The 19,616-nt window shown below is 33.0% G+C and carries 18 protein-coding genes; 13 read left to right on the forward strand and 5 right to left on the reverse strand.

All coding sequences use genetic code 11. The annotated features are described in order from the left end of the window. Positions 1 to 30: 30 nt before the first annotated feature. Entirely contained in the window at positions 31 to 591 is a 561-nt protein-coding gene (locus tag MHH94_RS01900) for a helix-turn-helix domain-containing protein (RefSeq protein ID WP_058590691.1), read from the reverse strand. 116 nt (positions 592 to 707) lie between these two features. Here MHH94_RS01900 and MHH94_RS01905 point away from each other — a divergent pair, with 116 nt between their 5' ends. Then, the gene (locus tag MHH94_RS01905) at positions 708 to 1,898 is read left to right on the forward strand and encodes a CynX/NimT family MFS transporter (RefSeq protein WP_058590690.1); all 1,191 of its coding nucleotides are present in this window, start codon (positions 708 to 710) and stop codon (positions 1,896 to 1,898) included. Between the two features lie 213 nt (positions 1,899 to 2,111). Continuing rightward, positions 2,112 to 3,494 (forward strand): amino acid permease, encoded by a 1,383-nt coding sequence (locus MHH94_RS01910; protein WP_058590689.1) that lies wholly within the window; start codon positions 2,112 to 2,114, stop codon positions 3,492 to 3,494. 426 nt (positions 3,495 to 3,920) lie between these two features. On the opposite strand, the gene MHH94_RS01915 is transcribed toward MHH94_RS01910, so the two are convergent. Next, positions 3,921 to 4,838 carry a nucleoside hydrolase gene (locus MHH94_RS01915; RefSeq protein WP_107616994.1) on the reverse strand — a complete coding sequence of 306 codons (918 nt, stop codon included), beginning with the start codon at positions 4,836 to 4,838 and terminating at the stop codon, positions 3,921 to 3,923. A gap of 266 nt (positions 4,839 to 5,104) precedes the next feature. Here MHH94_RS01915 and MHH94_RS01920 point away from each other — a divergent pair, with 266 nt between their 5' ends. Both MHH94_RS01920 and MHH94_RS01925 read left to right on the forward strand, forming a co-directional pair. Beyond that, complete coding sequence (locus MHH94_RS01920) at positions 5,105 to 5,467, forward strand: helix-turn-helix domain-containing protein (protein ID WP_048540757.1); 363 nt, start codon at positions 5,105 to 5,107, stop codon at positions 5,465 to 5,467. Between the two features lie 18 nt (positions 5,468 to 5,485). Continuing rightward, a complete protein-coding gene (locus MHH94_RS01925; RefSeq protein ID WP_340839448.1) occupies positions 5,486 to 6,046 on the forward strand; it encodes an RBBP9/YdeN family alpha/beta hydrolase in 561 nt (186 codons plus the stop codon). 79 nt (positions 6,047 to 6,125) lie between these two features. Here the strand turns inward: MHH94_RS01925 and MHH94_RS01930 are convergent, their stop codons facing one another. Beyond that, positions 6,126 to 6,863 carry a transglycosylase family protein gene (locus MHH94_RS01930; RefSeq protein ID WP_340839450.1) on the reverse strand — a complete coding sequence of 246 codons (738 nt, stop codon included), beginning with the start codon at positions 6,861 to 6,863 and terminating at the stop codon, positions 6,126 to 6,128. Between the two features lie 614 nt (positions 6,864 to 7,477). Between MHH94_RS01930 and isaB the strand changes: the two genes are divergently transcribed. Together isaB and abc-f are read left to right on the forward strand one after the other, a co-directional pair. After that, positions 7,478 to 7,990, forward strand: coding sequence for an immunodominant staphylococcal antigen IsaB family protein (gene isaB, locus MHH94_RS01935; protein WP_078355212.1), 513 nt, complete (start codon positions 7,478 to 7,480; stop codon positions 7,988 to 7,990). A gap of 233 nt (positions 7,991 to 8,223) precedes the next feature. After that, complete coding sequence (abc-f, locus tag MHH94_RS01940; RefSeq protein ID WP_340839454.1) at positions 8,224 to 9,837, forward strand: ribosomal protection-like ABC-F family protein; 1,614 nt, start codon at positions 8,224 to 8,226, stop codon at positions 9,835 to 9,837. A gap of 153 nt (positions 9,838 to 9,990) precedes the next feature. Here the strand turns inward: abc-f and MHH94_RS01945 are convergent, their stop codons facing one another. Next, on the reverse strand, positions 9,991 to 10,593 hold the full coding sequence (locus MHH94_RS01945; protein ID WP_058590681.1) for a GntR family transcriptional regulator: 603 nt from the start codon (positions 10,591 to 10,593) through the stop codon (positions 9,991 to 9,993). Positions 10,594 to 10,707: 114 nt separating this feature from the next. Here MHH94_RS01945 and MHH94_RS01950 point away from each other — a divergent pair, with 114 nt between their 5' ends. From MHH94_RS01950 to kynA, 5 genes are all read left to right on the forward strand, one after another. Next, a complete protein-coding gene (locus MHH94_RS01950) occupies positions 10,708 to 11,583 on the forward strand; it encodes an NAD(P)-binding domain-containing protein (RefSeq protein WP_088592156.1) in 876 nt (291 codons plus the stop codon). A gap of 9 nt (positions 11,584 to 11,592) precedes the next feature. Beyond that, a complete protein-coding gene (locus MHH94_RS01955; RefSeq protein ID WP_340839458.1) occupies positions 11,593 to 12,960 on the forward strand; it encodes a four-carbon acid sugar kinase family protein in 1,368 nt (455 codons plus the stop codon). Between the two features lie 24 nt (positions 12,961 to 12,984). Then, on the forward strand, positions 12,985 to 14,346 hold the full coding sequence (locus MHH94_RS01960; protein WP_107609315.1) for a gluconate:H+ symporter: 1,362 nt from the start codon (positions 12,985 to 12,987) through the stop codon (positions 14,344 to 14,346). A 125-nt stretch (positions 14,347 to 14,471) separates the two neighbouring features. Beyond that, positions 14,472 to 15,092, forward strand: coding sequence for a cyclase family protein (locus MHH94_RS01965; RefSeq protein ID WP_080964666.1), 621 nt, complete (start codon positions 14,472 to 14,474; stop codon positions 15,090 to 15,092). 2 nt (positions 15,093 to 15,094) lie between these two features. Then, the gene (gene kynA, locus MHH94_RS01970) at positions 15,095 to 15,937 is read left to right on the forward strand and encodes a tryptophan 2,3-dioxygenase (protein WP_025906919.1); all 843 of its coding nucleotides are present in this window, start codon (positions 15,095 to 15,097) and stop codon (positions 15,935 to 15,937) included. Positions 15,938 to 16,179: 242 nt separating this feature from the next. On the opposite strand, the gene MHH94_RS01975 is transcribed toward kynA, so the two are convergent. After that, positions 16,180 to 16,962: a putative hydro-lyase gene (locus MHH94_RS01975; RefSeq protein ID WP_078355203.1), complete on the reverse strand. Its 783-nt coding sequence runs from the start codon at positions 16,960 to 16,962 to the stop codon at positions 16,180 to 16,182. A gap of 132 nt (positions 16,963 to 17,094) precedes the next feature. Between MHH94_RS01975 and MHH94_RS01980 the strand changes: the two genes are divergently transcribed. Together MHH94_RS01980 and MHH94_RS01985 are read left to right on the forward strand one after the other, a co-directional pair. Then, complete coding sequence (locus MHH94_RS01980; RefSeq protein WP_078355202.1) at positions 17,095 to 18,849, forward strand: sensor histidine kinase; 1,755 nt, start codon at positions 17,095 to 17,097, stop codon at positions 18,847 to 18,849. Beyond that, on the forward strand, positions 18,849 to 19,571 hold the full coding sequence (locus MHH94_RS01985; protein ID WP_058612605.1) for a response regulator transcription factor LytR: 723 nt from the start codon (positions 18,849 to 18,851) through the stop codon (positions 19,569 to 19,571). The genes MHH94_RS01980 and MHH94_RS01985 overlap by 1 nt, the downstream gene beginning before the upstream one ends. Positions 19,572 to 19,616: the final 45 nt, after the last annotated feature.

Here is a 19,616-nt window from a genome sequence, read left to right on the forward strand (position 1 = left end):
AGGATTGGGATAAAAATTTATCCCAATCCTTTATTTATGTTGTTGATATTGTATAGTTGCTGTTAAATGAACATCCTCTTTACCGATATTACGATAAGTATGTGTAACGTCAGATTCAAAACGGATAGCATCATCTTGACGAACTGTGTGTTTAACGCCATTGATATCGACTTCAAGTATGCCACTATGAACAATGATATATTCTTCAGATCCATTGTGATGTCCTTCTGATATCATTTCAGCTCCACTGAGTAAAATCATATTAAACATTTCAAAATTTTTATCTATATTAAATGGGAAATATGGATATATTGTGACGGATTGATTATCGTTATATATAGGTGTGATGTCTGATTTAGACACGCAATTAATGTTATCTTCTTTGTTAGAAATTAAATCGGATATAGGTAAATGTAAGCCATTTGCTATTTTCCATAAAGTTGTAATGGTAGGATTAGATTGTCCATTCTCAATTTGATTGAGCATTGTTTTACTAACACCTGTCAATTTAGATACTGTACTTAGGCTTAATTGTTGCGATGTTCGGTACTGTGATAAATTATGTGCAACAATTGTATGGATATCTTTCATAAATATAAACACTCCTATTTACTTTATAACGAACGAGATGTACAATATAATGTGTTCTTTATAACGAACGTTAAGAACAGTATAACAGAAATTCAGTTTAAGGAGATAATAAAAAGATGGATCATATAAATAGAAATAAAAAACAAAGTTTAATATTATTTATTGGCATCTTATTAATTGGAGCAAGTTTAAGAGCACCTATTACTTCAGTAGGGATTGCGCTACCTTCAATTAAAGATACTTTAAATTTATCCAATACATCTGTCAGTTTAATTACGATTATTCCGTTACTTTCATTTGCGGTTATTTCACTATTCGCTGCTAAAATTAGCCACAAATTCGGATTAGAGCGTACAGTTTTTGGAGCACTTATATTAATATGTGTAGGTATTGCTTTAAGAGCGATTACAGGCGTGTCTTGGTTATATGTCGGTACGATATTAATAGGTGTAGGTATTGCGTTTGGAAATGTGTTAACGCCAGGTATTATTAAAATGAACTTCCCTTTACGTATAGGTATCATGACAGGTTATTACACAGTTGTGATGAATATATTTGGAAGTGTTTCATCATATGTTACAGCACCACTTGTTAAACATTTTAACTACAACATAGCAATCAGTTTAATAGGTATTGTAACGTTTATAGGTATTATTACATGGTCATTCCAGTTAAATAAACATGAAACGGTTAATAGTTCTCAAACCACGACAAATATAAATGTTTGGAAATCACCATTGTCATGGCAAATTACGCTATTAATGGGTGGTCAGTCAATGATATTTTATTCATTGATAAATTGGTTACCAGAATTTTTATTAAGTCATGGTACACCGATTAATGAAGCGGGGATTTATTTATCTATTCTTCAATTAGCCATTATTCCATTAACTTTTGTCACACCTATATTTGCTGAAAAATTGAAGAACCAAGTTCTGATTACTTTTGTGACGGGATTACTCTTCGTATTAGGTATATTAACATTAATGTTACAACCTAACTGGGCATTTTTAGGTATTATATTGATTGGTGTTGCCAGTGGTTTGGCATTTGGTCTTGTAAATACATTCTTTGGATTAAGAACAGAAAATGGTTTAACGGCAGCCAAATTATCAGGTATGTCACAGTCTGTAGGGTATTTATTTGCTGCGATTGGTCCATTACTATTCGGTATACTGCACGATGCTACAAACAGTTGGAATACGTCGTTTGGAATACTGCTTGTTACTTCAATTATCATTATGATTATAGGATCACGTGCTGGTAGAAACATCACAATAGAACAAACTTTAGGAGCGAGACATTAAATTAATGTCTCGTTTTCTTTATTTCTATTAATTAATTATAAATAAATTACAATATTATGAACAAAATACATATAATTTTATAAAAAAAGGAAAACGCTTTCTAGTAGTGCTTTATTTTCTGATTATTTATAGTATAATTGTCCCATGAAGTTTGAATAAAATTAAATAGATAAATCTTAACTGAAAAGTTTTAATGAGGAGTGACACGAAAGAATGGAAGACAATCATTTAAAAAGGGGTCTGAGTTCACGTCAAGTACAGATGATTGCACTTGGTGGAACAATAGGTGTTGGTTTGTTTATGGGTGCTTCAAGCACTATAAAATGGTCGGGACCATCTGCAATACTCGCTTATTTAGTAGCAGGCCTTTTCTTGTATTTAGTAATGAGAGCAATGGGAGAATTAGTTTATTTGTATCCAACTACAGGATCATTCGCCAACTATGCGAGTGATTATTTACATCCAGTAGCTGGTTATGTGACAGCTTGGAGTAACATATTCCAGTGGATAGTAGTAGGTATGAGTGAAGTAATCGCTGTTGGTCAATATATGCAATACTGGTGGCCAGATCTACCAACGTGGATACCAGGGGTAATAGTAGTTGTAACTTTAGCTGCAGCAAATTTAGCGTCAGTTAAAGCTTTCGGTGAATTTGAATTCTGGTTTGCAATGATTAAAGTTGTAACAATTATTTTAATGATTATAGCTGGTTTCGGTCTAATCTTCTTTGGACTTGGAAATGGCGGGAATGCTATAGGATTAGGAAACTTAACAGAACATGGTGGTTTCTTCCCTAAAGGTATCGTAGGTTTCTTCTTTGCATTATCAATGGTTGTAGGTTCATATCAAGGTGTTGAATTAATAGGTATTACAGCTGGTGAAACGAAAGATCCACAGAAAAATATTAAAAAAGCCGTTAATGGTGTAATTTGGCGTATTTTAATTTTTTACATAGGTGCAATTTTCGTTATTGTAACAGTTTATCCATGGGATCAATTAGGTAACGTAGGTAGTCCATTTGTTGCAACATTTGCAAAAGTAGGTATTACGATTGCTGCAGGATTAATTAACTTCGTTGTTATAACAGCAGCAATGTCAGGTTGTAACTCAGGTATATTCAGTTCAAGCCGTATGGTTTATACATTAGCTCAAAAAGGACAAATGCCTCGTATTTTCACTAAAGTTATGAAAACAGGGGTACCATTCTTTGCAGTATTAGCCATTTCAATTGGTATTTTTGTAGGTGTTATTTTAAATATCGTATTACCATTAGTAATTGATGGTTCTGAAAATATCTTTGTATATGTATACAGTGCATCAATACTACCAGGTATGGTTCCTTGGTTTATGATTTTATTTAGTCATATTCAATTTAGAAGACATCATTCAGATGAAATTAAAGATCATCCATTCAAGATGCCGTTTGCACCATACTCTAACTATTTAACATTAGGATTCTTTATCTTAGTATTAATCGGTATGTTGTTCAATTCAGAAACAAGAGTTTCTGTTATTATCGGTATTGTATTCTTATCAGTAATGGCAATCATATACTTCTTAAGAGGTTATCATAAAGAAGATAAAGGTGAATATTAATCCTTTAACATAAAGCGTCTGGAACAGAAATGTTCTAGACGCTTTTTCGTATTTTTCAGAAATATGGGGTGAGGGCGATGCTGATAGGAAGGAGAACATTGCAAGTGGGCTGCGACAAGCAATATTGGGAGGCTGAACATTGCAAGAGAGGTGTGACAAGCAATGTTGGAGGTCTGAACATTGCAAGTGAGGAGCGACAAGCAATGTTGGAGGTCTGAATATTGCAAGTGAGGCGTGACAAGCAATGTTGGGAGGCTGAATATTGCAAGTGAGGCGTGACAAGCAATGTTCAGGACCTTGTATTTATCAAGACTGCCCAAATAAGCAACTTAGAGCCTCCTCACTCCTCATCCTCACATTTTCCATATGAAAGAGACTGGCACATTTAATGCACCTGTCTCTTTTTTTAATATGAATAATGTATGGTCATTGATTTTGATGTATTGCTTTAATAAAGTCTACAAATTTTTCTCGGAATTGTTTATTTTGAGCATGCATACATACTTCGACTTTTCCTTCATCGCTAAATTCCGTGTATGTACATCCTGCTGCTTGTCCTTCAGTTATGACAGATACAATGGCACGTTGTGTTGTAAACATTTCTGGATATAATAAGTAGAAAATTGTACATAAGTCATGAATGATATGTTCATGTTCTTCGCCGGCATTTACATCGTTGTATGAAGATAACATATCTATAATGATGTTTCCAAAATCTCCTTGTGTTTGAATGATATTTAAATCATCTTTATTGATCATAGTTTCTCTCGTTACATCAAGTCCACACATTACGATTGGAATATCTTGATCAAAGACAATTTTTGCTGCATGTGGGTCTACAAAAATATTAAATTCTGCAACTGGCGTAGCATTTCCACCAACTGCTGCACCACCCATTAACACGATTCGTTTAATGTTTTTTTTAGTTTCAGGAAATAGTGAGAATAACAGCCCTATATTAGTTAGTGGTCCAATTGGTACGAGCGTAATAGGTTCTTCAGAATTCAAGATAGTATCTCTCATTGCGATAACAGCATGTTCTTCTAGTAATTCATTATGTAAAGTGGTCTTAATTTGAGCATTACCTATACCATTTTGACCATGTACATGTTCTGCTGTTTCAAGTGTATTGATGAGTGGTTTATCTACACCTTTAGCGACTGGCGTATTTGAATGAAAGTAATTTACAATATCTAATGCATTTTGAGTTGTTCGTTTAATGCCTACATTACCTCCAATAGTTGTGATTAATCTAACATCTAATTCTTTACTATGTAGTGCTGCAGAAATCGCTATAATATCATCTATTCCAGGGTCCGTGTCTATAATAATCGGGATTGTCATGTTGTTCGCTCCTTTATCGGTATGATATATATAGTATAACAAAGTACAATTATAATTACGGAATGAACGATTATTAACCCTTTTTGAAAATAAGACAGAAGGCAGAGTACCCTCTTAAAAATAAATGACGTATTGTTAAAAAAGTATATAATGGTGTTAAAGGTTATTATTATGCGTTTGCAACTTCAAGTTGCTTGGGGTGCAAACTATAGTATCGGGATATTTTAAAGTAGTCGTTATATAGTAAACATAAGGAGTTGGTTGATATGAATATTGGAGCTAAAATTAAAGAAGAGAGAGAAATTAATGGATGGTCTCAAGAAGAACTCGCTAACAAATTACATGTCACAAGACAAAGTGTTTCTAAATGGGAACTCGGTAAAGTATATCCAGGTATAGATATATTGGTGCAAATGAGTGATATCTTTGATGTATCTTTAGATGAGTTAATCAAAGGGGATAAAAATTTAAAGCACACGATTATTGAGACTTATCGAAATGAACCTAATCATAATCAAAATTATTACGATCGTCCGATGAACGGATGGGAGTTCTTATCAAGATTTTGGTGGCTCGTATTTCCATTCGGAGGTATTATAATAGGTATCATTAATGCACTCGTACAATAAACAGAAGAGGTGATGAATATGGATAAACAATTATATATAGCACATGGCTATACTGCAGACAGTAAAAAGCATTGGTTTAAATGGTTAACAGAACAATTTGAAGATATAGATAGTAAAATTTTAGACTTTCCTAATTCATCAAACCCTGTGTTAGAAGATTGGAATAAAACTTTATTAGATGAAGTAGATATATCGAGTGGAAATAATGTAATCGTTGCACATAGTTTAGGTGTAGTGACGGTATTAGATTACCTATCTAGATATGAAGGAGAATGGAATGTTAAAGGACTTGTTCTTGTAGCAGGCTTTTATGAAAAGATTCCTAACTTAAATAAAATTGATGCTTATATGGATCAAACACAAGTAGATTTTGAAAAGATTATTAAACAAGTCCCAAACATTGTAAGTGTCATAGCATCTCATGATCGTTTAGTTCCACGTCATTTAAGTGAGCGATTAGCAGAAAGACTTCAATCTGAAGAAGTTATCATTCAGAATGTTGGCCATTTCTGTGATTCAGACGGTTATACTGAGTTTCCAGAAGTTGCTGAAATCGTAAATGATATGTTTAATAAATAAAATATACAAAAAACGCCCCCGGCTATTGCCGGGGGCGTTGGATTAATGTGTTGAATAAAATTTTAATACTGCTTTTATATTATGCAGTTACCCATTGTGAAGCGCCTGCAGTGTTGTATAATTTAACAGCTGCTGCATCTTGTACTGATTCTGGAGCTTCTGTTGGAGATACACCTTTATATTCTGCTGGTGCTACTGAATCCCAAGTGCTTTGTAAGAATTGGTATTTACCTGCTGCACCTGAAGATGGGTTAACAGCTTTTAAGTCTCCGCCAGATTCACGTTGAGCAATAAGTTTTAAGTGATCATTAACATTTACACTTGAACCTTCAGAAGCTGAAGATGAAGTTGTAGATGTTTGCGTTGTTTGTGTAGTAGTTTCTTGTGTTTGTTGTGTTTCTTGTTTTGGTGCTTCTACTTGTTGAGGTGCTTCTTGAGTTGCTTGTTCATTAGCTGTGTTGTTTGCTGCTGGAGCTGGAGTTTGTTCAGCTACGTTTTCTTCAGCTACTGGTTGTTGTTGCTCAGCTACAGGAGCTTGAGTACTTTCAGAGTCAGCTGCATTAGTTGCATGGTATTCCCAAGTAAAGTTTTGACCATCTGATTGGAAGTTATACTCGTAACCTTCTAATGTGAAGTTAATGTTATATGCGCCTTCTTGAATCGCATGATCATTAAGTTCTGGTGCATTAGATTGAGCTAATTGAGCTAATTGCTCTTTATTTACGTCCTGTTCAGCTGCGTCTGCTACTTGTGTAGATGCAACACCTGTTGCTCCGATTGCTACTGCTAATGATGAAGTTAAAAATGCTTTTTTCATAATTTTAAAACCCTCCGAATAATTTTTTATTTATAGTATCTTTTTTAAGATGATAATTTCTTTGTTAGTTAAAAATTCTTCCCTAAAAATGGGACAAGACAACAATAACATATATAGAGGCTTTGTAAATTACAGTCAAATAACAAAAGATTACAATGTAGAAGAAATAATGTAATAATGAATTACACTCGTTATATTTTGTAATATTACACTTATATTTACCGATTGTATACAATTGGATGATAAAATAGTCGGATTTTATATAATGAAATAGAATCCTTTCATGTCGGTTTTGAAAGGAGGTATATAAAATTTTAAATTCGATTTCATTACTAAGAAATATGTTCAGAGAATAAAAATGTAAAATTTTAGATATGTAAAATGAATCAATATTTTTTTGTTTATAAAAAGTTCATAGTAAGAATTGGATGTTTTCTATAATGCTTCTATATTTAGTCCGCGTATGCTTCAGAGTGATTATGTCGACAATAGACTGAATTGTCAGTAATATTACTGATGGTATACCTACAATCCCTTTGTGTAATGATTTTGATAACTTTGTAATATTATTGTAATATTAAGGTGTACAATTATACTAAAAGGGAGTGATGATAATGAATAAATTAACTAAATTAACAATTGCAACAGGAATTTCTTTCGGAACAATTTTTGGTATTGTAGATTTTCCTGGTCAAGACAGTCATGAGGTTGAAGCAGCAACAACACCTTACTACACTTATAAAGGTTACACTGGCCATGACGGTAGTTTTATTTTAGATTCAGCTTTCATCAATGCTTTAGTGTATAAGAACGTTACAATGAATAATTATAGAATCGTTCAGCCACAATCTTATGAAGGAAATATTTATACGCATAGAACATCATATGATCAAACATTCTATTTCGGTGGAAAATATGAAGAAGAATATGCTGCAAGTGCTAAATTCCCAGTGAAAAAGCATCACATTTCAAAAGCACAAATTCTTAAAGCTTACGGAAATGATTATACTATAGAAGAAACTCGTAATGGAGAAGAATATAGATTTCTAGTAGGTGGCAATCTTATCATATTTACAATAGATAATAATTACGTCACAACTGTTAATATTGGTGAGAATTTAAAATAGCATAAAGACATTGAATTATTATTTTCACAACTATATAATGAAACTAACTTAAACGAACGGAGGTGTTTTAGATGTTTCTATTAGCTCATAGTTGCAGATTTTTCTTAATCGTACGCAACAAATTTGCGGATGTTCTTCCAAAATTGGCGGAGTATGTCTTTTTTGAAGAAAAATATAGCTATAAGGAATGTCTAACACCAGCTTCCTTATAGACCGATTTTGGAGGAAGCAAAATGAATATTATTAATATGTCTAAACTATCAAAGTCTTACACAGGTGATCTCATCTTTGAGGATATTAAATATGACTTAAATGAAGGAGATTGTGTAGGGCTAGTTGGAAGAAATGGTGAGGGTAAGAGTACATTATTGAAATTGATGGCTGGTGTCGAAGTGCCGACAGAGGGGCAAATAAGCTGGCAAAAGAACATTTCAATTGGTTATTTAAACCAGTTACCACAGTATGAAGAAGATAAAGAAATTTATGAATGTTTATCAGAAGTATTTAAAGAAATTAATCACATCTCTCAAAAAATGAAATTTTTGGAAGATGAAATGGCAAATAATACGAATGATTTAGAACGATTATTAAAACAATATGGCGCATTACAAGAAACATTCGAAGAAATAGGTGGGTATGAAAGAGACGCACTCATAAGAAGAGTCAGTCATGGTTTGAAAATTAATCAATTATTAAATCAAACGTGGGGGAAACTCTCTGGAGGAGAACGTACTAAAGTTGGCCTTGCTCAAATATTATTGCAACAGCCTAAACTACTATTATTAGATGAACCAACCAATCATTTAGATATTTCCTCTGTTGATTGGCTAGCAGATTTTATTAAACAATATAATGGTGCAGTTATGATCGTATCACATGATCGATACTTCTTAGATGAAACAGTCAATCAAATATTAGAAATCGATCAAGGACATCTGCACATTTATCACGGTAATTATAGTTATTTTGTTAAAGAAAAAGAAGCACGCATAATACGTGAATTTGAAGCATATCAGACACAACAGAAGAAAATTAAAAAAATGGAAGATTCCATTAAACAATTAAGGTTATGGGCGAGTCAAGCAAAGCCACCCAATGCAGCAATGTATAAACGTGCGAAAAGTATGGAAAAAGCATTAAATAGAATCAAGAGGTTAGATAAGCCAGTACTAGAAAATAAAAAAATGAATGTAAACTTAACAGAAGGACAACGTGTCTCAAACGATGTGATTGAATTCAAAAAAGTTTCTAAAATGTATGAAGATATACTATTCGAAGATATCGATTTACTTATTAGAAGAAAAGAACACGTATCCATTATAGGTAACAACGGTACAGGGAAAAGTACACTATTGAAAATGATGATGCAGCAAATAGAACCAGACGATGGAGAAGTTCATTGTGCTTCAAACTTAAGAATAGGTTACTTATCTCAACATACATTTGAAAATATAGAAAATCAAACAGTCATAGAAACCTTTAGAGATGTTGTGAATGTAACAGAAGGACAAGCAAGACACATACTTGCACAATTTATGTTTTATGGAGAAGATGTATTTAACACAGTTGAAAGTTTAAGTGGTGGAGAAAAAATGAGACTAAGGTGGGCACAAATCGTTAATCAAGACTTTAACGTGCTCATACTTGATGAACCAACAAACCATTTAGATATAGATTCAAAAGAAACAATAGAAGAAGCACTGTTAGAATACGAAGGTACCATAATAGCCGTATCACACGATCGATATTTCTTAAATAAACTATTTTATATAACGTATTTACTACAAGATAAACAATTAACAAAATATGAAGGAAATTATGATTACGTAAAAGAGAAGTTATCATGATACAAATAAAGCGACGCCCGAAATAGGCGTCGCTTTTAATATTTTATTTAGGTTTTGTATCGAATTTTGCACCGAATTTGCACCGGCTAGCGCTCAAGAGTGTGAAACAAGATCGTTAGCGCAATTTTATCCTTCTTCCCACACTATTTCTTCCTATGATTTCAAATAGTATAGACTGAATTCTAAGTCGTTTAATAAGTGTTCTTTCATGAGTTCTATTGCCGCTTCGGTTTGTCTTTTTTCTAGCATTTCTGCTATTTTTTGATGTTCTTCTATAAGACCTGGGCGCTTTTTATTGATAACTGTTTTACTGAATAGGTATATATAACTTTTTAATTTACTATACGTATCTATTATAAAACTATTTTTTGTGGCGCTCATAATTTTTTGATGGAATTGATCGTTAATTTGTATGATTTCTTCTTCTGTTTTGTCGTCTCCAATTGATGCATAGCTTTTTAATTCTTCAATATCGCCTTGAGTGAATACGATACTCGCTTTTTTAATTGCGTGTGTTTCTATTAAAATACGCATTTCAAAGATATTTCGATATTCTTCTACTGTTGGTACATAAATATAACCGTCTCTTATGAAGTATTCTAATTCTAGTTGTTTTATAGCTTCTCTTATCGGTGTTCTACTAACATGATATCTCTGTGCAAGTTTGCTTTCTGTTATTTTTTCATTTTGTGTTAAGTCACCATTTATAATGTCATTTCTAATTTTTTGATATATGGATAATTCCTTATTTGCCATCGTTCTCACCTCGTTAACTTCATCTTACTATAAAAAAAATTGAAATAAAATGTATACATTTATTAAATTTTAGTATACAATACCTGTAAACGTTTACAGAAGAGGAGCATAAAAATGAAAATTGGATTTGTTGGATTAGGTATTATGGGTAAGCCAATGGTGAAGAACTTAATCAAAGCTAATAAAGATGTATTAGTGAATGATTTAAATAAAGAAGCTGAAAAAGAGGTAGCAGCATTAGGTGCGAAAGTTGTATCTATTGAAGAAATGGCTAGAGATGCTGAAGTGATGATTACGATGTTGCCTAATGGCGCTATTGTTAAATCAGTTTTATATAGTGGTGAAACCGCAGTATTAAACCAAAGTGAAATGAATGTCAAAATGGTTATTGATATGAGTTCATTAACACCCAATGAATCTTTAGAAATCAGTAAAGTACTTGGGGAAAAAGATATTCAGTATGTAGATGCACCAGTTAGTGGAGGAGAACCACTTGCGATTACAGGAGAACTAGCTGTAATGGTAGGTTGTGATGAAGGATTATTAGAAGATATTAAAGAAGTGCTTCGTCCAATTGCTGGATCTGTTGTAAGAGTTGGTCACGTTGGTTCTGGTAGTGTCGTTAAATTGGCAAATCAAATTATCGTGAATACAAATATTGCAGCATTGTCTGAAGCGGTGGTGCTCGCTAAGAAATTTGATATTGACCTGACAGAAATGCATGAAGCAATCAAAAATGGTTTAGCAGGTTCAGCAGTTATGGAAGCGAAATTCCCTAAAATGATTGAACAAGATTATAAACCAGGTGGCACTTTAAATATTAATTTAAAAGATTTGAAAAATGTATCGTCAACAGCAGATACAGCAGGATTAACATTACCAGTTGTTAATCAAATTAAAGAAATTTATAAATCAGAAGTTGCACAAGGCAATGGTTTAAATGACCATTCTGGTATCATTGAATACTTCGAAAAAATAAATAATATGTAGGTGATAATGATGTTAACAAAAGAATTAATAAATGAATTTAAGCATGATGATATAAACAAGCATTTAGCAGATTTAAAATATAAAATTATCGTACTAGATGATGATCCTACAGGCACTCAAACAGTTAAAGATTTGCCTGTATATACGAAGTGGACTGAGGAATGGATTGAAGATGGCTTCTTTCAATCCCATAATATGTTTTACGTTTTGACAAATTCTAGAGCGTTAAACGAGCAAGAGACGATTTCTTTACACCAAGAGGTAAGCGCTAACATACAAAAAGTAGCTAATAAATTGGATATTCCTTATTTAATTATTAGTAGAGGAGATTCTACATTAAGAGGTCATTTCTATATAGAACCTAAAGTGTTAAGTGAGTCTAGTGACCAAGCTTTTGATGCTGTATTCTATATTCCAGCTTTCTTTGAAGGTAGTAGATATACATATGAAGGCATTCATTATCTTAAAGAAGGCGAGCAATATATCCCGGTATCTGGAAGTGAATTTGCACAAGATACAACATTTGGATTTAAGTCTAAACATATGAATGACTATATAAGCGAAAAAAGTAATGGCGAAGTTCAATCTGACGAAGTTTATCACATCACATTAGAAAACATACGACAAAGAGATAAAGAAACGATTTTTAATGTATTTTCAAATTTAAATGACTTTGATCAAGTCGTTGTAGATGCTGTAAATGATGAGGATATGGATTTCTTTGTAGCTTGTTTGACTGTATTTTTAGCACAACATGATAAACGCTTTATCTTTAGAACAGCAGCATCTTTTGTTAAAGCAATTTGTGAAACACCTGGAGAAATTATTAATTTAAATTCGTATAAAGAAAATGATAATGGTGGCATCATTGTTGTTGGTTCACATGTTAAAAAGTCATCAGATCAACTGAAATATTTATTAGACCATTCATTTATTAGTGAAATAGAATTTGACGTTACGCAAATAGCGTCATCCAATTTACAAGCTTATGTTGATGATATGACACAACTCGTTGAAAGATATATTGATAACGGTGAAGATGTTGTCATTTATACGTCAAGAGATGTTATTAGAACTGAGAATTTGCAACATAATTTAAGTATTTCTACTGCAATTTCAAATAGTTTAGTATCAATCGTTTCAAATTTAGATGTACAACCGAAGTTTATTATCGCTAAAGGTGGTATAACTTCAAGCGATGTTGCGACAAAAGGGTTAAAAATTGAAAAAGCAAAAGTCATCGGTCAAATTACACAAGGGGTTCCAGTATGGCTAACAGGTCCTGAAGCGAAATATCAAAATATACCTTATGTTATATTCCCAGGAAATGTCGGAGATGAAGAAACTTTAAGCAGTGTATATGAATTAAATCGTTAAATATATAAAGAGAGAGGGATTCAAATGTTGGGAGAATACTGGCCACTGATTAGTGTTGTAATTGGTGTATTAATTTTATTAGCGCTTATTATGTACTTTAAATTAAATACGTTTGTTGCTTTAATTATCACTTCAATGTTAACAGGTATTATTTTAGGTATGCCACTTGATAAAATTGTGGAAACCATTGAAAAAGGTATGGGCGATACACTCGGTCATATTGCGATTATTTTTGGATTAGGTTCGATTTTAGGAAAGTTATTATCTGACGGTGGTGGTGCAACAAGAATTGCAGATACACTGATTAATACGTTTGGTAAAAAATATGTAACTTGGGCAATGATTATTGCATCATTTATTATCGGGATATCTTTATTTTTAGAAGTTGCATTTGTGTTATTAATTCCTTTAGTGTTTACGTTGGCTAAAAGAATGAAAATATCTAATTTACAAGTTGGTATTCCAATGGCGACTTCAATTGCCGTAACGCACGGATTCCTACCGCCGCATCCAGGTCCAGTAGCGATATCAGAAGCGGTTAATGCCAATATTGGAGAAGTGCTGATGTATGGTCTTATCATCGGTGTACCTTTAGCAATCATAGTTGGAGGGATCTTCCCTAAATTTGCTTATGCTATAGCACCTGTAGCATTTGAAAAGAAAGGAAAAACAGCAAGTATTGGGAAAATTAATGATTTTAGTAATGAAAAATTACCGAACTTTGGTATCAGTTTATTAACAGCATTATTCCCAGTTATCTTAATGTTATTTGCTACGGTAGTTCAACTCATAACTGGTCATGATCAAGAACCAACAAACTGGTTTGAATCTATCGTGTACCTACTAGGTTCATCAGTTACAGCAATGTTATTAGCTGTATTATTTGCGATATATTCAATGGGTATTAAACAATCTAAGAATATGACAACGATTATGAAATCATTTGAAGAAGCTATTGGACCAATAGCAATGTTACTTTTAATTATCGGTGGGGGCGGTACATTTAAACAAATCCTCATTGATGGTGGTGTTGGTGATACAATTTCAGAAATATTCCATGGTACAGAAATGTCACCAATATTTTTAGCATGGTTAGCTGCTGCTTTATTAAGGGTAGCACTTGGTTCAACAACAGTAGCAGCAATATCTTCAGTAGGTATTGTATTACCATTATTACAAGCTTCAGATGTGAATATTTCACTTGTCGTACTTGCTATTGGTGCAGGCAGTATATTCTGCTCACATGTAAACGACGCAGGATTCTGGATGTTCAAAGAATACTTTGGTTTAACAATTAAAGAAACATTCTTAACATGGACACTTCTAGAATCTGTACTTTCTGTATTAGGATTGATATTAATATTAATTGTCAATTTAATCGTATAACTATAAAAAGGCTGGGACATAGGTAAATGTCCTGGCCTTTACTTTTTTCATCATTACAAATTAATGTACAAAAGTTGTATTAAAAGGTAATATGGTAGCGATTACATTAATAAAGGAGCATGATTATGTGGATTGATATTACACAGCAATTGACGAACAATATTGCACACTGGCCAGGTGATGAGCCTTTTCATTTTAAACTTTCAGCGACTAAAGAAGAAACGGGTTCTGTAAATATTGGTAGTATTTCAACAAGCACACATATAGGCACACATATGGATGCGCCATATCACTTTGATGAAGAAGGTATCAAGATTCATGAAATTGACGTCAATCGTTTAATTGGCGATGCAACATTAATTGAAATTATGGATGAAACATTAATAACCCAGGAAATACTCAAGCAATTTGAGATTAAAGGGACTATTATTATGATTAAGACTAAATCAGAAGCACATTCTGAAGTGTTCCCAGAGTCAGTACCTGTCTTAACAGAAGACGCCATTCAATATTTATCTTCAATAGGGATTAAAGTATTTGGTATAGACGTGCCATCAGTAGATGATATCGACTCTAAAACTTTAGACAATCATCATGCATTTAATCAATACGACATCATTAATATTGAAAATCTATTATTAGAAAATGTTTCAGAAGGTTATTATAACTTCATTGGATTACCTTTAAATATAGTAGGTGCAGACGGGTCACCAATAAGAGCGGTCATTTCTAAAAAGGGGGAGTAGTTGTGAGCGAATTTCAAGATGAATCACTTAAAGGGGAAAGTGTGAAGACGGATTTTTCGAAGGACATGACTTATAGTGAATATTTAGGTTTAGATAAAGTATTATCAGCACAACATACATTAACAGATGCGCACGATGAGAAATTATTCATAATTGTCCATCAAGTATCAGAACTGTGGATGAACTTGATTATTCATGAATTAAATTCTGCAAGTGATGATATTAAATCTGATCAATATAAACAAGCATTTAAAAAATTAGCTCGTGTAGGTAATATACAAAAACAACTCATTCAAGTATGGGAAGTATTATCAACCATGACACCAAGTGATTATTTGAAATTTAGAGATGACTTAGGAAATTCTTCAGGATTTCAATCTTTTCAAAATAGAATGATTGAATATAGCTTAGGATATAAAACAACACATGCTTTAAAAATCTATGAAAAAGACCCAAATATTTATCAGCAGCTGAAAACACAACTAGAACGACCAAGTATTTATGATGAAACAATTAAAGCAGTACATAGAGCAGGATTTAACATAGATTCCGAAGTGTTAAATAGGGAAGTTACACAGAATTATATGAGAAATGATTCAGTGAAAGAAGCTTTTAAAGCAATATATTTACAATCAGACGCATACTTTGAATTGTATGAACTACTAGAGAAATTAACAGATGTAGAAGATAGATATAGTCAATGGCGATTTAGACATATGAAAACCGTACAAAGAATAATAGGGTTTAAAACAGGAACGGGTGGAAGTTCAGGCGTAAATTATTTAAAGCGCGTTATTGACCAGAACTTCTTTCCTGAATTGTGGGAATTGCGTACAGAATTATAAGTTGAGAATAGAAGTATAGAGATTTCCAGGCCTAAAAATAAAAATATCGACCCGAAAACGAGATTATCAGGCCGATAAAAAGAAATAACGACCCGAAAATGGAGTTTCTGGACCGATAAAAAATATTACCGGTTCAGAAACGAGAAATATGGACCGATAAAAAATATTACCGGTCCAGAAACAAAATGAAGCTGAGGCAATTAACGTTGCCTCAGCTTTCTGCTTTCAAAGTCCTTCTAATTCTAGCTCATTTCACTGTCTTTAATATCTGTTATAAACATATGTCCGGGTGCGTGCGTAATCATGATGTCTGGTTTGGCATCTAATGCTACGGATTGTGGTGTTACACCGCATCCCCAGAATACAGGAACTTCTTCGTCTTTAATTGTTACAGCTTCACCGAAATCAGGTTGGTCAATGTTTCCGATACCGATTTCACTTGGATTTCCAATATGTATTGGTGTACCGTGTACTTCTTTGAAATGTGTTGTGATTTCAGTAGCTTTAATTGCTTCTGTCATCGTCATAGGTCGCATGCTTACTGTAATGTTTCCTTTAAAAGTACCACTTGGTTCAGCAGGTATATTTGTTATGTACATCGGAACGTTATGATTTTCTTCAATATGACGTACTGGAATACCCGCTTCAAGCAAAGCATGTTCAAATGTAAAGCTACATCCAATTAAGAAGCTGACCATATCATCTGAATACAACGCTTTAATATCTTCGTATTCTTGTACGAATTTGCCATCTTTATAAAGTCTGTACAATCCAACATCTGTTCTAATATCCGCTTCTTTTCCATATTTACTAAATGAGGGTGATCCTACTTCGGATACATCAAGTAATGGACATGTCTTAGGATTTTTAAAGCAAAATTTCAAAAAATCATAGGCATATTTAGAAGGCAAGATGACGACATTTGCTTGGACATACCCTTTAGCCATCCCACTAGTTGGTCGTGTTAATGCGCGTTGTCTTATACTTGCTCTAATTTCATTTGGTGATGCAGTTTGTAAATTCATCATATTATCCCCTTTCTGCATGGTTCATCTTATTATATCATTTAAACATTATTTCGAGATTTCTAACAATCATATGGTAAACTATTTGTTGGTATGAACGTATAGAATAGTAAAGAAACGATAGGTGTTTATATGTTAAATTTATTTGTCTTATTATTAGAACGTGTTGGTTTAATTATACTCGTCGCATACATATTAATGAATACCACTTATTTTAAAAATATGATGGGTGAGCGTGATAAATGGTATGTAAAATGGCGATTGATTATTGTATTTTCATCATTTGCATTACTATCTAATTTTACAGGTGTAGCGATTCATAATGGTGAAATTGTTTCGAGTATGATTTATTTACATCTCGGTCCGGAAGTATCACTTGCGAATACACGTGTGTTAACTATAGGCGTTTCAGGATTGATAGGTGGTCCATTTGTAGGTCTGTTTGTAGGTGTGCTATCAGGTATTTTTAGAGTTTATATTGGCGGTGCAGATGCATATACATATTTAATATCATCTATCGTCATTGGGCTTGTCGCAGGTTATTTTGGTGCACAAGCAATGAAGTCTAAAAGTTATTTATCAGTGAAACAAAGTGCGTTAGTTGGTGCATCTACGGAAGTTATTCAAATGATTTGTATATTGATATTCTCATCTCAAAAAGCAGATGCATGGGAACTTGTTCAACTCATTGCATTGCCAATGATTATCATTAATGGATTAGGTACTGCGATATTTATGTCTATAATTATTTCGACAGTTAAACAAGAAGAACAAATGAGAGCAATCCAAACGCATGATGTATTAAAGCTCGTCAATCAGACATTGCCTTATTTTAAAGAAGGATTAACAGAATCATCTGCACATCAATCCGCAAAAGTTATCAAAGATCTCATGAAAGTTTCTGCTGTTGCTATTACAAATAAGACGCATATATTGGCACATGTTGGTGTAGCTAGTGATCATCACACACCTGATAAGACGATTATTACTGATTTATCTAAAGCAGTTATTGAAACTGGTCAACAAAAAGAAGTCTATTCTAGTAAAGATATAGGGTGCCAACATCCGAACTGTCCACTTGAAGCGGCGATCGTTATTCCGTTATATGTACATGATGATATTGTAGGAACATTGAAGTTATATTTTACAGATCATCATGATTTAACATTTGTAGAGAAACAACTAGCTGAAGGGCTCGCTAAAATATTCTCTAGTCAGTTAGAACTTGGTGCTGTTGAAACACAACGAAAATTATTACAAGATGCTGAAATTAAGTCGTTACAAGCTCAAGTTAATCCGCATTTCTTCTTTAATGCGATTAATACAATTTCAGCATTGGTTCGAATTGATCATGAGAAAGCACGTCAATTACTATTACAATTGAGTCATTTCTTCCGTTCGAATTTACAAGGTGCGAGAAATAATACAATTACTATTGAAAAAGAATTAGAACAAGTACGTGCTTATATTGCTTTAGAACAAGCGAGATATCCCGATCACTTTAAAATTGAATTTGATATACCCGAAGAACATTATTCTGCACTTGTACCACCTTTTGTTATACAAATATTAGTGGAGAATGCGATTAAACATGCCTTTACAAGTAGAAAAGATGATAATCGTATTTGGGTTAAAGTGATTCGTAATCATCAATCGATTCAATTATGTGTAAGAGATAATGGACAAGGTATTCATGAAGATAAAATAGCTATTTTAGGTAAGACAACGGTTGCCTCTCAGTCTGGAACTGGAAGTGCGTTAGAGAATTTAAATAGAAGATTAATAGGATTATTTGGAAATCATGCAGAATTACAATTCGATTCAAGTGATAAAGGAACGAAAGTATGTACGATTATTCCACACAAATATCGAGAGGAGGAAATGTAATGCATGCGTTAATTGTTGATGATGAACCTTTAGCACGTAATGAACTGAAATATTTATTGAATCAAATTGGTTCATTTAGTCAAATTGAAGAAGCAGAGAATATTGAAGAGACATTGGAACAGCTATTGTCATACGAATTTGATGTTATATTTTTAGATATTAATTTGATGGAAGAAAGTGGATTAGATTTAGCGAAGAAAATCAATAAAATGAAACATGTTCCGCATATTATCTTTGCAACTGCTCATGACACATATGCTGTACAAGCATTTGAATTAGAAGCAACAGACTATATCTTGAAGCCATTTGAGAAATCAAGAATTGAACAAGCGATTAACAAAATTACGAATATCGAGACACAACAATCGGTTGATCCGAAACCGGTCAATCATGATGAAGTCTTACCTATTGAAATCGATGATCGTATTTATGTATTGAATGTAGATGATATTATTGCGATATCTGTCAACCAAGGTATTACGACGATTAATACGACTGACAATGAATATACGACAAACGAGCCACTCAGTTTCTATGAGAAAAAGCTCAGTCACGCTAAATTTATTCGTATTCATCGTGCTAGTATTATCAATAAATGGCATATACAATCGGTTGAACATTGGTTTAATTCGACGTATCAAGTGACGTTGACGGGGAACATCAAATTACAAGTTAGTCGATCATATATGAAGTCGTTTAAATCAGAAATAGGGTTAGTATAATTTTCAGAGTATAAATTTTGTAACTTAGAGGTCAATTATTGCATT

Source organism: Mammaliicoccus sp. FSL K6-3158 (assembly GCF_038005105.1).
GTDB classification, from domain to species: domain Bacteria; phylum Bacillota; class Bacilli; order Staphylococcales; family Staphylococcaceae; genus Mammaliicoccus; species Mammaliicoccus sciuri.